This is a genomic window from Rhodococcus sp. 27YEA15, from assembly GCF_049739425.1.
In the GTDB taxonomy this organism is placed as follows: Bacteria; Actinomycetota; Actinomycetes; order Mycobacteriales; family Mycobacteriaceae; genus Rhodococcus_F.
Map to the genome: position 1 here is coordinate 1,799,810 of NZ_JBMHHW010000001.1, position 14,069 is coordinate 1,813,878.

Genomic DNA, 14,069 nt, shown 5'->3' on the forward strand with positions numbered 1-14,069 from the left:
TTCAGTTTGCGACGGCTGGTTTCGCGTTCTGCACCGTCGAGTCGCGCAGAAGCGCAGGATAGGCGCGGTGAACTTGTGACGCGACCGCGGCGGTCACGACGGCTTTGGCGGCGTCGAGGGGAATGAACGCGGCGTTGGCGGCCCAGGCAGCGGTGAAGCTCAGGTGCCCGCGGATCATCATTCCGACAATGCCGAATACGTAGAGAACGACGACTCCGCCGAGCAGATTGATACCGACTCCGGCGACGATCCGGTACTTGGGGAGCATCCTGGCGGTCAGCCAGCCGATGACGAACGCCGTGGCGATCCAGCCGACGAGGAACCCCGAGGTGGGGCTTGCCAAAGCGGTCAGAGATGTACGGCCACCGGCCAGTACGGGGAGACCGACCAGGCCGAGGGCGATGACGGTCAGGACGGCCAGGACGCCTTTGCGCGGTCCGAGGAGTGCGCCGGCCATCATCACACCGAGAGATTGCAGAGTGATCGGTACGCCGGAGATGCCGATGTTGATGGCACCGGGTAGCCCGAGCGCGATGATGAGCGCGGCGAACACGGCGACGTGCGCGAGATCGCGAGCGGGAATTCGATTGCTGGACACTGCGGTAGTGCTCCTTCGGCGTACGGAATGTAACTTCGCGAGTTTACGCCAGTGCGCGATTTCTCAGGGAGGGCCGGGGTTGACGGACCTGTGCAGTCTCGGGGTGATCCCTGATCTTTGCCTGAACTTGCCGCTCGGCGGGTGTTTTACCGTCCTCGACCTGTCACTCTGGATGTACGGACTGCGGATCGCGAGTCCGTTCTGATCTGCAACTGGAGGTAGGACATGTTCTGGAAAATCGTGCTGGCGGTCGTTCTCGTATGGGTGGCGCTCGCCGTGGTCGGTGCTTTGATCAAGGGGTTGTTCTGGTTGGTTGTCGTCGGGGTCATCGGTGCCGGAATTTATTTCCTGGTGAAGGCGATGTCCGGTAGTGACGACAATTCATCCGCTTCTCGTTTCTGATTTGTCGCGTATCCCCGGTTGGAAGCGAGAATATCCACCGACCGTTCACTCGGATATGTTTCGACAGCAGCGCTTCCGGTAGCGTGTTACACACGATGGCAATCCGTAACGCAGATGACCGGGCCGATGCAGATGGGGTCCGGGATCGACTCGCACCAGTGAATTCACGTGTCTCCGGACCCGAAATGGACGACTTGATCCTGGACGCAGCACGTTCGTGTGTCCTCGACGTCGGGATGCAGCGAACGACGCTGGCGGAGATTGCCAGGCGTGCAGGCGTGAGTAGACCCACCGTGTACCGACGCTGGCCCGACACCAGGGGCGTGGTAGCGGACCTGCTCACTCGTGAAATCCGTGACTTGTTACCGCAGATGCGACCATCGGGAACGGCATTGTCGCAGTTGGTGGCTGCGCTGGGCGAAGTAACGGCTGCGATCGGTGGCCATCCACTGTTCGTGAAGATCCGGCAGACGGATCAGGCACTGCTGATCACGTACGTGGTGGACCGTCTCGGAACCAGCCAGAAGTCGATACTCGACGTGATCACCGCGCTGGTGCAAGCCGGTCACCGCGACGGTTCCATCCGTGCCGGTGACGTGAACGAGATTGCGGCGATGGTGTTGTTGATGGCGCAGGCGGTGGTCGTCTCGGCCCCGACTGTCAGTGATCGGCTGTCGGCCGAGGCCGCAGTCGAACACCTCCGTGACGCGGTGACGGCGTATTTGACCCCCTCGGCGAACTCGCGGCACGAGGGGCGATCGTGAGTGGTGTGTTTCCCGGGTCGACAGCTCTGAATGCTGCGCGTCGCACTCGTGAGCTGGAACGGTTGGCTGACGGCGACTCGGTCGACGTACTGGTGATCGGTGGCGGCATCACCGGTGTCGGCGTGGCTCTGGACGCGGCGACCAGAGGACTCGGTGTGGCACTCGTCGAGAAGCGTGACCTCGCGTTCGGGACCAGCCGGTGGAGTTCCAAGCTGGTTCACGGTGGCTTGCGTTACCTGGCCTCGGGCAATGTCCGGATAGCCCGGGAGAGTGCCGTCGAGCGTGGGATTCTCATGACGCGCACCGCGCCGCATCTGGTCCGTGCGATGCCGCAACTGGTGCCGTTGCTTCCGCCTACGTCGTTGTTCGGAAAAGCGTTGGTGCGTACGGGTTTTCTGGCCGGCGATGCGCTTCGCTTCGCGGCCCGCACGCCCGCGTCGGTGTTGCCGCGCTCGCGAACCATCGGTGCGGACCAGGCGCGCGAGTTGGTACCCGGGCTTCGGCGCGACGAGCTGCGGGGTGCACTGACCGCCTTCGACGGTCAGCTGATCGACGATGCGAGGCTGGTGGTCGGGGTAGCGCGTACAGCGGCGGCGCACGGTGCGCGCATTCTGACCAGGGTGGGCGCATACGACGTCTCCGGTACGTCGGCGACACTTCGAGACGAGCTGACCGGCTCCGAGTTCTTGTTACGCGCCCGTGTGGTGATCAATGCGACCGGGGTCTGGGCAGATCAGGTGGATCCGAGTATCACCTTGCGGCCGAGTCGGGGCACTCATGTCGTGCTCGACGCCGCTCGCCTCGGGAACCCCACCGCCGCCTTGACGGTTCCGATACCGGGGGAGAGCAACCGATTCGTCTTCGCGTTGCCCGCGCAGTTGGGCCGCATCTACCTCGGTTTGACCGACGAAGCTGCACCCGGGCCGGTGCCAGAGGTTCCGCACGCGTCCGACGGTGAGATCGATTTCCTCCTCGCCACGGTGAACACGGCGTTGGAGGACCCGCTGACCCGTGCGGATGTTCTCGGGTCGTTCGCCGGATTACGACCACTGCTCGACACCGGTGCGGGCTCTACCGCGGATCTCTCCCGCGATCACGCGGTCGTGCGTTCGGATTCGGGTGTGGTGACCGTGGTCGGCGGCAAGCTCACCACGTATCGACGTATGGCGCAGGACGCGTTGGACACGGCGATGACCGCGGCGTCACTCGGTGCCGGTCCGTGCCGAACCCGCGACGTTCCGCTGGTGGGGGCGGCGCCTGCGGCGATTCTGAGGAAGATCGCGGCACCGGCCGGGGTGGTGGCTCGGTACGGTACGGAGGCTCCGGCTGTCGCATCGGGCGGCACCGACTGTGTGAACGGTGTGGAGATCTCACGAGCGGAACTGGAGTTCGCCGTCACACACGAGGGCGCATTGACTGTCGAGGACATTCTGGACCGCCGTACCCGGGTCGGTCTGGTCGAGGCGGATCGCGAACGAGTGGTCGAGGCGGCGGAGCAGGTGCTCTCGCGCCGTTGACGCGATGCACGTGATGGTCGCCCGGTGTGACATCGTCTACTCGTGCGCGTAGCAGTGGTAGCCGGACCGGACCCGGGTCATGCGTTTCCCGCCATCGCCTTGTGCCGTGCCTTCTGCGTGGCCGGCGACGATCCGATCCTGTTCACCGGTGCCCGATGGCTGGAACCGGCTCGGGCTGCGGGTGTGGAGGCGCAGTTGCTCAAGGGTCTGACGCCGCGCCCGGAGGACGACGATCTGGATGCCGGTGCCCGAATTCATTCGCGGGCGGCCTACATCTCCACCGAACTGCTTGCTGATCTGAACGCGCTCGCCGTCGATCTCGTGGTTTCCGACATCCTCACTGCCGGAGGTGGTTTGGCGGCCGAGCGACTGGGGATTCCATGGGTGGAATTGTCTCCGCACCCGCTGTATTCGCCTTCGCGTGGCCTGCCACCGATCGGGAGTGGACTGGCTCCGGGCACCGGGGTGCGCGGACGCCTGCGTGATGTACTCATGCGAGCAGCTACCGGACGCTCGATCAAACAGGGCGTGGCGCAACGCTCCAAAGCTCGCGTGAGTGTGGGTCTACCGGCGCGTGATCCCGGCCCCGATGCCAGGTTGATCGCCACCCTCCCGGCGCTGGAACTGCCGCGACCGGACTGGCCGGACCACGCGTACGTCGTCGGGCCCTTGCTGTGGGAGCCGACACCGGACGTCGTGGCGCTGCCCGCCGGGACTGCTCCGCTGGTGATGGTGGCACCGTCCACTGCCCATACCGGTGCGGTGGGCATGCTCGAGGCCGCGATCGAGGGTTTGAGTGGTACAGGTGTCAGATTGATCGCGTCGGTACTTGACGGAGACCACGGTTCTCACCCGGAATGGGTTCGCGCCGGTCTAGGTCGTCAAGATGTCATGTTGCGTGACGCGGCGGTCTTGATATGTGGGGGAGGTCACGGGATGTTGGCGAAAGCGCTTCTGGCCGGAGTGCCGACGGTGATCGTTCCGGGCGGCGGAGACCAATGGGAGCTGGCCAATCGAGCGGCTCGTGCCGGCACTTCGATAATCGTGCGTCCAGCAGATCCCGTGTCGATCCGGGATGCGGTCTCGACGGTGCTCGGTGACGCCGAGTACCGGCACGCGGCAGCGGCGGCGGCCGCTTCGGCGTCGCAGGTGTTCGATCCGGTGTCGGTCTGCCGTGCTGTGCTGGCCGGTGACGCCGATTCACGCCGGTGAACGGCCTTCGACCAGTGCGTGAGCGCACCGATCTCGTACCTGGACTACGGTGGCGGCTGTGCGATTGACCGAATTCCACGAACGGATACACGACGAGTTCGGGCATATACGGGGTGATTCGATGCTGGTCGATCACGTCCTGACAAGCCTGGACGGAATGACCGCTGCAGAGGCGGTGGAAGCGGGCTGGGATCCACGCGAGGTGTGGCGGGCCCTGTGTGTCGAGTTCGACGTACCGCCGTCCCGTCGCTGAACCCCGAGACGTTCGACGATTCTCACCTGTGATTCGAACAGATGTTCGTCTATGCTGTGGAAGTTCTGTGGCGTCGTGCGATCTCGATAGCTGCAGGTTGTCGGTCGAACGGCTCGAGCGAACAGTTTGTCGGTAGCCGGATCTACCCTGATCGCAACACCACTGAAGAAGACTTCGACGAATGGGGACCACGATGGCACCACAGGCTCACGACCGGGACAAGGCGCTCGATCTGGCGCTGGCACAGATCGACAAGAACTTCGGCAAGGGTTCGGTGATGCGTCTGGGTGAGGGTGTGCGTCAACCCATTGCCGTCATTCCCACCGGTTCCATCGCTCTGGACGTCGCTCTGGGTATCGGCGGTCTGCCACGCGGCCGTGTCATCGAGATCTACGGTCCGGAATCCTCCGGTAAGACCACTGTCGCATTGCATGCGGTGGCCAATGCTCAGGCCAACGGCGGCATTGCGGCCTTCATCGACGCCGAGCACGCACTCGATCCCGACTACGCCGCCAAGTTGGGCGTCGACACCGACGCGCTTCTGGTGTCCCAGCCGGATACCGGTGAGCAGGCGCTCGAGATCACCGACATGCTGATCCGCTCCGGTGCGCTCGACATCGTCGTCGTCGACTCGGTGGCAGCGCTGGTTCCCCGCGCCGAGATCGAGGGCGAGATGGGCGACAGTCACGTCGGCCTGCAGGCGCGACTCATGAGCCAGGCACTGCGAAAGATCACCGGTGCAATGAACAACTCCGGTACCACGGTGATCTTCATCAACCAGCTGCGCGAGAAGATCGGCGTCATGTTCGGTTCTCCCGAAACGACAACGGGCGGTAAGGCATTGAAGTTCTATGCCTCGGTACGCCTGGACATCCGCCGCATCGAGACGCTCAAGGACGGTACCGACGCGGTCGGTAACCGCACTCGAGTCAAGGTTGTCAAGAACAAGGTGGCTCCGCCGTTCAAGCAGGCCGAGTTCGACATTCTCTACGGTCATGGCATCAGCAAGGAAGGCTCGCTCATCGACATGGGTGTCGAGCACGGGTTCATCCGCAAGTCGGGTTCCTGGTACACCTACGAAGGTGACCAGCTCGGTCAGGGCAAGGAGAACGCTCGTAAGTTCCTGCTCGAGAACACCGATATCCGTGACGAGATCGAGAAGAAGATCAAGGAAAAGCTGGGTATCGGGGCAGATGTCACTGCAGCCGATGAAGCACCCGCCGACTTCTGAGAGTCGACATGCGTCCCGATGACGGCGAGACCGTCGACGGTGCCACGTACGAGGGTGGTCCTCGGGGCCGATCGAGGCGGTCGGCCCCGAGGACGGAAGGTGGAACGGCGGCGCAGGCCAAAGAAGTATGCCTGCGTCTGCTCACCGACCGAGCGCGTAGCCGCAGCGAGTTGGAGACCAAACTCGTGGCCCAGGGGTTCGAGGCCGAGATCATTTCCGGTGTTCTCGACAGACTTCAGGAGATCGGGCTGATCGACGACGCGGATTTCGCACATCAGTGGGTGCATTCGCGGCACACGTATTCCGGTAAGGGCAAGCGTGCCCTGGCAGTCGAGTTACGGCTGAAGGGAATCGATCAGGAAACCGCATCAGAGGCTCTCTCGCAAATCGACCCGGACGACGAGCGTGAACGTGCTGTGGAGTTGGTGCGGAAAAAGCTACGCAACAAACCGATCGACGATCGAGACAAGATCACGCGACGACTGGTAGCCATGCTCGCGCGAAAGGGATACTCGGCGAGTATGTCCTACGAGGTGGTCAAGGCAGAAGTCACGGCTGCCGCCGAATAGCTGATGCCGCTGAACAACTGCGGAACTGGGTAGTGGTCGCCGATATCGGCGACCACTACCCAGTTCCGGTTCACGTTCAGCCCGGGATTCCTGTTCACCAGGTACCTCGGTGCCGGAAACCGCTATGGGCACGAGGATTTCGTCCCACAGAGACTGTCGACACGTTTCGCGGTGGCTCGGGCGCGTCGAGAGCTGACCCGGCTCGGGGTCCGCGCCGATACGGCGAGGACCCCGAGCCGCGGCGGAGATCAGTGTTTGGTGAGGTCGAGCCCGGGTGCGGCCAGATCGGCGCCGGCGACCGGAGTAGCTACCGGCCCCTTGCCTTTTCGCTTTCCTGATCGAAGTCGATGTTCGAGCCTCGTGGCGAGGAACGTCAGGGCGGAGTTGAGGACGATCATGATCGCGGCAACCACGATGAGTGCCGGGAGGAAGTTTCCGTACACACTGCTCAAGTTTTGTGCTTGCCGGACCAATTCGACGTAGCCGATGAGGTATCCCAGCGCAGAGTCCTTGAGCGCCACCACCATCTGAGAGATGAGGGCGGGGAGCATGGCGGTGATCGCCTGCGGAAGCAAGATGGTCACCATGATCTGGGTCTTGCGCATTCCGAGTGCCTTCGCCGCCTCGCTCTGGCCCTTGGGTAGCGAGTTGATGCCGGCCCTGACGATCTCGGCGATCACCGAACCGTTGTAGAGAGTCAAGCCGACGACGACGGCGGCGAGTGCGAGGTACGAGGATTTGAAGACCTTGTATTCCGCGAACACCTGGTACGCGAAGATCATCAGGATCAGGACGGGAACGGCGCGGAAGAGTTCGACGAACGCGCCGCACAACTTACGGATTATCGCGTGGTCGGACAATCTTCCGATTCCCAGTGCGGACCCGAGAACCAGGGCGAACACGATCGACATGGCCGCGGCGACCAACGTGCCGCGGATGCCGGGAAGAAGGTACGTGGTCCATGTCGTGGACTCGATGAACGGGTTCCATTTTTCGCTGGTGATCTGCCCCTTGTCGTCCATGGCCCGATAGATGACGTACCCCGCGGCAACGACGAGCGCGAGGACGACGAGAGATACCAGTCGATACAGGGAGCGGGCCCTGGGGCCGGGTGCGTCGTAGAGAACGGTGGCGCGATTGCTCATCGGGATACCTCGAAACGCTTGCTCAGCTTGCCGAATATCAAGCCCATGGGCAGTGTCAGGATCACGAATCCGAGAGCGAAGATGGCGCCGACGACAAAGATGGCGGCCTCGTTCTCGATCATCGTCTTCATCAGCGCCGATGCCTCCGAGACACCGATGACTGCGGCGATGGTGGAATTCTTGGTCAGAGCGATCAGAACGCTACCCAGTGGTGCGGTCACAGCGCGGAATGCCTGGGGCAGAACGATCAGCCGCAGATTCTGGGCGAACGAGAGGCCGAGGGATCGCCCGGCCTCGGCCTGGCCGACCGGGACGGTATTGATTCCGGATCGCAGCGATTCGCAGACGAATGCGGCGGTGTAAATGCTGAGCCCGAGGATTGCGAGCCTGAAATTGTTGTCTTTCAGGAAGGTCGGAGAGTCGGACGCGGCCAGCGTGACGCCGAGTGTTTGCGAGAGGCCGAAGAGGCAGAACAGCAGGATCAATGTCAGCGGGGTGTTCCGGAACACCGTCACGTATGCCGTGCCGATCGCGCGGGCTACCGGAATCGGTGACACCCGCATGGCGGCGACGAGGATCCCGATGATCAAGGCCCCGATCGCCGAGAAGAAGGTCAGCTGGATCGTGATCCAGAAGGCGTCCAGTAGTTGGTCGCCGTATTTGCTCAGTAGATTCACGCGCAGTCTCCCAGAATCACGAGATCTCTGTCGGTGGCGTCACGCGCTGCGAATTCGGACTTGCCGAAGACGCAGCGCGTGACGGGGACGCGAACTGTCAGTAGCGGTCGACGGTGGGCGGCGCCGGAAGCTGGTATCCCGACGGACCGACGGTGTTGTCGAACGCTGCTTCCCATGCACCGGACGAGATCATCTTCTCGATGGCGTCATTGATCTTGCCGCGGGTTTCGGAGTCGTCCTTCGCCAGGCCGATTCCGTACTTCTCCGTGGTGAACGGCTGTCCGACAACCTTGAGTTGACCGGGGTACTGAGCGGCGTAACCGGCCAGGATGATGTCGTCGGTGGTCACCGCGTCGACCGCTCCGTTACGGAGAGCCTCGACGCACGCGGAGTAGGTGTCGAACTCCTGGAGTTGGACGTCCTGGGCGTACTTGTCCTTGACATTCTGAGCCGGTGTCGATCCGGTCACCGAGCACAGCTTCTTGCCGCCGTTGAGGGAATCGGGACCGCTGATGTCGGTGTTGTCGGCCTTGACCAGAAGGGACTGTCCGGCGATGAAGTAGGGGCCGGCAAAGCCGACTTTCTCCTTGCGGGTGTCGGTGATGGAGTAGGTGGCGACGATGTAGTCGACTTCGCCGTTCTGGATCAACGTCTCGCGTTGGGCCGAGGGTGCTTCCTTAAACGTGATTCCGTCGGGCTTGACGCCGAGCTCGTTTGCGACGTACTTGGCTACCTCCACGTCGAAACCGGAGTACGTGCCGTCGGGGTTACGGAGTCCGAGACCCGGCTGATCGAACTTGATGCCGATGGTGAGCTTGCCGTCTGCGGCGCTCTGGGACGCGCTCTTCTCCTCACCGCCGCCACAGGCGGCGGCGACGAAGGATAGCGCCAGAATTCCGATGGCGAAGCGGGCTGACCGTGCGATCTTCATGGAGAGTCCTCTCGATTGATGACATGTGGACGGGGCTGTGGACTCGGCGTGGGTGTGCTCCGCGACAGCACGTGTGCGTGTATCGCGACAGTGTCGGAGCAGGTCAGCTAGCTCAGTGAGTAAGGATCTTCCCGAGGAAGTCCTTTGCGCGTTCGGATTTGGGCTGGGTGAAGAATGCTTCGGGCTCGGTGTCCTCGACTATCTGGCCGTCCGCCATGAATATCACCCGATCACCGGCTTTGCGGGCGAATCCCATCTCGTGGGTGACGACGAGCATCGTCATTCCCTCTTTGGCGAGTGATGTCATCACGTCGAGCACTTCGTTGACCATTTCGGGGTCGAGGGCAGAGGTGGGTTCGTCGAACAACATCACCTTGGGTTGCATCGCGAGGGCACGAGCGATGGCTACGCGCTGCTGTTGGCCTCCGGACAGCTGGGCGGGATACTTGTCCGCCTGGTTGGCGATTCCCACTCGCTCGAGAAGTTGGACCGCGACTTTCCTGGCGTCGTCCTTCTTGGTCTTGCGCACTTTCATGGGTGCGAGCATGACGTTCTCGAGGATCGTCTTGTGAGCGAACAGGTTGAAGGACTGGAAGACCATGCCCACGTCGGCGCGCAGCGCGGCGAGCGCTTTTCCTTCCTCGGGCAGGACTTGTCCGTCGATGCTGATGTGCCCGGAGTCGATGGGCTCGAGTCGGTTGATGGTCCGGCACAGGGTTGACTTCCCGGAGCCCGACGGGCCGAGGACGATCACCACCTGGCCTTTGGGTACTTCGAGGTTCACCGTCTTGAGGACGTGTAGTTCACCGAAGTGTTTCTCCACCGACGTCATCGAGATCATGGACGTGGTACTTCCGGGCTTGGCCGGTGTCTGCGGATCGTCGGCTTGGCTCATACCCGAGAACCATAGGCGTATTTTGCGTCCGCGCCGGGCAATTCGCCAGGGTTCCTGTCAGATGTAATGGAAACTTTACTGGCGAGACCCATATGTCGGGTTTTGGTATTCGAGTAGCCGTTATTACACGACGTAGTGGACGTGGGCTAGTCTGAAGCGTGTCACTGATCGACGAAACGCCTCCCGCATCGCCCGTCCGCACCTACGAGGTGCGGACGTACGGCTGCCAGATGAACGTCCACGATTCCGAACGTCTGTCGGGGCTGCTCGAGGATGCGGGCTACGCGAAGGCGTCACCCGGAACAGATCCCGACCTGGTGGTCTTCAATACCTGCGCGGTGCGGGAGAACGCCGACAACAAGCTGTACGGAAATCTCAGTCAGCTCGCGCCCAACAAAGAGGCCAATCCCGACATGCAGATCGCTGTCGGTGGCTGTCTGGCGCAGAAGGATCGCGACACCGTCGTGAAGAAGGCGCCGTGGGTCGACGTGGTCTTCGGCACCCACAACATCGGTTCGCTGCCTGCATTGCTCGATCGCGCTCGGCACAATCAGAGGGCCGAGGTCGAAATTCTCGACTCGCTGGAGGCCTTTCCGTCGACGTTGCCCGCGAAGCGTGAATCTGCTTACGCTGGTTGGGTTTCCATCTCCGTCGGATGTAACAACACCTGCACGTTCTGCATAGTTCCCGCCCTGCGTGGTAAAGAGGTTGATCGGCGACCGGGCGATATCCTCGCCGAGGTTCAAGCGCTGGTCGACGAGGGCGTGTCCGAGGTGACTCTGCTGGGGCAGAACGTCAATGCGTACGGGGTGTCGTTCGCCGATCCGGAGCAGCCACGAGATCGCGGCGCGTTCGCCTCGCTGCTGAAGGCCTGCGGTCACATCGACGGCCTCGATCGGGTGCGATTCACCTCGCCACACCCGGCAGAGTTCACCGACGACGTGATCGAGGCCATGGCAACGACACCCAACGTCTGCCCGCAGCTGCACATGCCGCTGCAATCGGGTTCGGACAAGGTACTCAAGGCCATGAAGCGCTCGTACCGCAAGTCGAAGTATCTCGGCATCATCGAGAAGGTGCGGGCGGCCATGCCGCACGCAGCCATCACCACCGACATCATCGTCGGATTCCCGGGTGAGACCGAAGAGGACTTCCAGGAAACCCTCGATGTGGTCCGCAAGGCCCGGTTCTCCAACGCGTACACCTTCCAGTACTCGAAGCGTCCGGGAACTCCGGCCGCGGAGATGGACGGCCAGCTCCCCAAAGAGGTTGTCCAGGAACGGTACATGCGCCTTCTCGCCGTTCAGGAAGAAGTGAACATCGAGGAGAATCGCAAACTGGAGGGCACCGAGGTCGAACTGCTCGTCGCAGCAGGGGAGGGTCGCAAGAACGCGGCCACACTGCGCATGAGTGGGCGTGCTCGTGACGGACGCCTCGTCCATTTCCGGCCGGAAGGTGCGCTCGACGGCACCATTCGGCCCGGTGATGTCGTCACTGTCGTCGTCACACACGGTGCACCGCACCACCTCGTCGCCGACGCCGGAGTTCTCACGCATCGGCGTACCCGCGCCGGCGATTCGTTCGAAAAGGGCATCACTCCGAAGACTCCGCCCATCGGCGTCGGTCTCGGTCTACCTCGAGTCGGTGCCCCGGCCCCACAACCCGTCCAGATGGGATGCAACGCATGAGTTCGAAACACGAAGATCCGAAGTCGGGAACAGTCGACGACAGCATTGCCGGACATCAGAAGGACTTCGAAGCTGCCGAACGCAAGATCGCCGGCGAGATCGATCCGGGACTGCGCGCCGTGGTGGTTGCGGTGGCGGTGCTCGTCCTCGTCGGAACTTTGGCCCTCCCACACTCCGGTGTCGCGAACGGATGGGACGTCCTCGCATTCAACGCCGACGCCCAGAGCGAACGCATCGCGCTCTTCTCACGGTTGTTCGTGTGGTTCGTCGTGATCTTCGGTATCGGATTCTCGATGTTGGCCCTGGTCACTCGCCGCTGGGCGCTCTCCTGGGTAGCTCTCGCCGGTACCGCCGTCTCGAGTGCCCTGGGCATGATGGCGATCTGGTCGCGCCAGACGATTCCGGCAGGATTTCATGTCGCCGGTCCCTCGATCGGCCTGGTGATCGGCTGGTTCACGGTCATTTTCCTGACCTTCCACTGGCTCAAGGTGGTCTGGACTCGAACGTCCTTGCAACTGGCCGCCGAAGAAGAGCGGCGGCTGGCCACGGCCGAGGCGGAGAAGAACCACGAGTGGAACGTCGGCTGATCCCGACTCCACCCGGACGTGAGACGGGGACCGACAGAATCTGTCGGTCCCCGTCTGCGTAGCCGATCTCAGTCGTTGACGGCGTTTTCCGCAGCCTGCGCCCACTCGCGCCACTGGTTCGCCTGGGCGAGTGCCTTCTCGGCGTCCTTCGTCTTTCCGGCGGCCTGGGCCTTTGCAGCCTGCTCCTCGAACTGGGCGACGCGCTCCTTGAACTGGGCCGCACGCGCCAACGCCTCGGGATCGGTGCGACGCCACTGCTCGTCGACCGCGTCGCGCACCTTCGTCTCGATGGCGCGTAGCTTCGCCTCGAGTTCCTGAATGCGCTCGCGGGGCACCTTGCCTATCGCGTCCCACTTCTCCTGCAGATCGCGTAAGGCCGCCCGGGCGTTGTCCAGGCCGTTCGCCGGGTCGATGTTCGCGTGTGTGGCGAGCAGTTCTTCCTTGGCTGCGGCATTCTCCTCGAATTCGGCGTCTCGCTCGGAGGCCGCCGCGTTACGGGCCGCGAAGAACACGTCCTGGGCGCCTTTGAATCGTGCCCACAGATTGTCGTCTGCCTCGCGAGGTGCCCGCCCGGCTGCTTTCCACTCGGTGAGCAGGTCACGGAACTCTCCCGCCGTCTGACCCCACTCGGTGGACGTCGACAGCTTCTCGGCTCGTTCGACCAGCTCCTCCTTGGTCGAACGAGCGCTGGCCCGGTCTCGGTCCAGTTCGGCGAAGTGTGCACCCCGACGTCGATTGAACACCTCACGCGCCTTGGAGTACCGCTTCCAGAGTGCGTCGTCCACCTTGCGATCGATTCCGCGAATGGTCTTCCACTCGTCGAGAATCTCCCGGAGACGGTCGCCTGCGCTCTTCCACTGGGTGGAGTCGGCACCGATCTGCTCGGCCTCGACGGCGAGTGCTTCCTTGCGGGCGGTGTTGGTGGCGCGGGATTGCTCTTTTTCCTCCTTGGCGTGCGCCGCAGCCTCGTCGGAGCCGGAAATCACCGCAGCGAGCCGTTGCGCCAGTGCGTCGAGATCGCCGATCACCGCTGCGGTGGGAAGGGATTCGGCCAGTGCCGACGCTGCGGCCTTGGTCTTCTTCGCGTCGCCTGCGCCAGAGGTGAGCCGAGCCTCGAGAAGTCCGACCTCCGTCGCGAGATCGTCGTACCGTCGCCCGAAATGGGCCAGACCTTCAGCCGCGTCGCCTGCCTGCCACGACCCGATCCGACGTTCACCGTCAGCGGTGGTGACCCAGGCGGTGCCGTCGTCCTCGACGCGACCGAACTTGCTCGGGTCGCCTACCGGGGCTGCCGCAGTTGCATGCACGCCATGCGCGGCGGCGGGGCCTGGGCGTGGACCGCCCGGGCGCGGTCCACCGGGCTTGGGGGCCCCGGGCTTCGGGCCGGCAGGTCTGGGAGTCGACGCCGGTGCGGGCACCGATGCCTCGCCCGCCGAACTGCTGTCGGTTCCGGTGGTGGGTTCACTGTTCTCGGTCATCGGTCCTCGTCTCTGCCGCGCGTCACGGCTGCCTGATCGCATTCCTGGTTCCATTGAACCCGGTACTCACGTTCCTCGACTATTGAAGCAGGTATGAGGGTGTCAGGTCGCCACCTCGGGGT

At 63.2% G+C, this 14,069-nt stretch carries 15 protein-coding genes; 9 read left to right on the forward strand and 6 right to left on the reverse strand.

From position 1 onward, the window contains the following. Nucleotide 1: 1 nt before the first annotated feature. Nucleotides 2–598 (reverse strand): biotin transporter BioY, encoded by a 597-nt coding sequence (locus ABH922_RS08260; protein ID WP_424806450.1) that lies wholly within the window; start codon nt 596–598, stop codon nt 2–4. 225 nt (nt 599–823) lie between these two features. On the opposite strand from ABH922_RS08260, the gene ABH922_RS08265 reads away from it, so the two are divergent. From ABH922_RS08265 to recX, 7 genes are all read left to right on the forward strand, one after another. After that, complete coding sequence (locus tag ABH922_RS08265) at nt 824–1,000, forward strand: hypothetical protein (RefSeq protein ID WP_424806451.1); 177 nt, start codon at nt 824–826, stop codon at nt 998–1,000. 95 nt (nt 1,001–1,095) lie between these two features. Further along, on the forward strand, nt 1,096–1,764 hold the full coding sequence (locus ABH922_RS08270; protein WP_424806452.1) for a TetR/AcrR family transcriptional regulator: 669 nt from the start codon (nt 1,096–1,098) through the stop codon (nt 1,762–1,764). After that, nucleotides 1,761–3,281 carry a glycerol-3-phosphate dehydrogenase/oxidase gene (locus ABH922_RS08275; protein ID WP_424806453.1) on the forward strand — a complete coding sequence of 507 codons (1,521 nt, stop codon included), beginning with the start codon at nt 1,761–1,763 and terminating at the stop codon, nt 3,279–3,281. The genes ABH922_RS08270 and ABH922_RS08275 overlap by 4 nt, the downstream gene beginning before the upstream one ends. Nucleotides 3,282–3,323: 42 nt before the next feature. Then, a complete protein-coding gene (locus tag ABH922_RS08280) occupies nt 3,324–4,493 on the forward strand; it encodes a glycosyltransferase (protein ID WP_424806454.1) in 1,170 nt (389 codons plus the stop codon). A 58-nt stretch (nt 4,494–4,551) separates the two neighbouring features. Next, nucleotides 4,552–4,746: a DUF3046 domain-containing protein gene (locus ABH922_RS08285; protein WP_424806455.1), complete on the forward strand. Its 195-nt coding sequence runs from the start codon at nt 4,552–4,554 to the stop codon at nt 4,744–4,746. Nucleotides 4,747–4,939: 193 nt separating this feature from the next. Then, the gene (gene recA, locus ABH922_RS08290; protein ID WP_424809609.1) at nt 4,940–5,977 is read left to right on the forward strand and encodes a recombinase RecA; all 1,038 of its coding nucleotides are present in this window, start codon (nt 4,940–4,942) and stop codon (nt 5,975–5,977) included. Between the two features lie 8 nt (nt 5,978–5,985). Then, entirely contained in the window at nt 5,986–6,546 is a 561-nt protein-coding gene (gene recX, locus ABH922_RS08295; RefSeq protein WP_424806456.1) for a recombination regulator RecX, read from the forward strand. A 248-nt stretch (nt 6,547–6,794) separates the two neighbouring features. On the opposite strand, the gene ABH922_RS08300 is transcribed toward recX, so the two are convergent. The 4 genes from ABH922_RS08300 to gluA form a co-directional block, all read right to left on the reverse strand. After that, nucleotides 6,795–7,691 (reverse strand): amino acid ABC transporter permease, encoded by an 897-nt coding sequence (locus ABH922_RS08300; protein WP_424806457.1) that lies wholly within the window; start codon nt 7,689–7,691, stop codon nt 6,795–6,797. Continuing rightward, complete coding sequence (locus ABH922_RS08305) at nt 7,688–8,368, reverse strand: amino acid ABC transporter permease (protein ID WP_424806458.1); 681 nt, start codon at nt 8,366–8,368, stop codon at nt 7,688–7,690. The genes ABH922_RS08300 and ABH922_RS08305 overlap by 4 nt, the downstream gene beginning before the upstream one ends. 97 nt (nt 8,369–8,465) lie before the next feature. Beyond that, nucleotides 8,466–9,299, reverse strand: a complete 834-nt coding sequence (locus tag ABH922_RS08310; RefSeq protein ID WP_424806459.1) for a glutamate ABC transporter substrate-binding protein — start codon at nt 9,297–9,299, stop codon at nt 8,466–8,468. A 112-nt stretch (nt 9,300–9,411) separates the two neighbouring features. Next, entirely contained in the window at nt 9,412–10,140 is a 729-nt protein-coding gene (gene gluA, locus ABH922_RS08315) for a glutamate ABC transporter ATP-binding protein GluA (RefSeq protein ID WP_424809610.1), read from the reverse strand. A 212-nt stretch (nt 10,141–10,352) separates the two neighbouring features. Here gluA and miaB point away from each other — a divergent pair, with 212 nt between their 5' ends. Both miaB and ABH922_RS08325 read left to right on the forward strand, forming a co-directional pair. Further along, nucleotides 10,353–11,882, forward strand: coding sequence for a tRNA (N6-isopentenyl adenosine(37)-C2)-methylthiotransferase MiaB (miaB, locus tag ABH922_RS08320; protein ID WP_424806460.1), 1,530 nt, complete (start codon nt 10,353–10,355; stop codon nt 11,880–11,882). Next, the gene (locus ABH922_RS08325) at nt 11,870–12,469 is read left to right on the forward strand and encodes a hypothetical protein (protein WP_424806461.1); all 600 of its coding nucleotides are present in this window, start codon (nt 11,870–11,872) and stop codon (nt 12,467–12,469) included. Before miaB ends, ABH922_RS08325 begins: the two co-directional genes overlap by 13 nt. A 68-nt stretch (nt 12,470–12,537) precedes the next feature. Here ABH922_RS08325 and ABH922_RS08330 read toward each other — a convergent pair whose 3' ends face one another. Beyond that, a complete protein-coding gene (locus tag ABH922_RS08330; protein ID WP_424806462.1) occupies nt 12,538–13,947 on the reverse strand; it encodes a DUF349 domain-containing protein in 1,410 nt (469 codons plus the stop codon). Nucleotides 13,948–14,069: the final 122 nt, after the last annotated feature.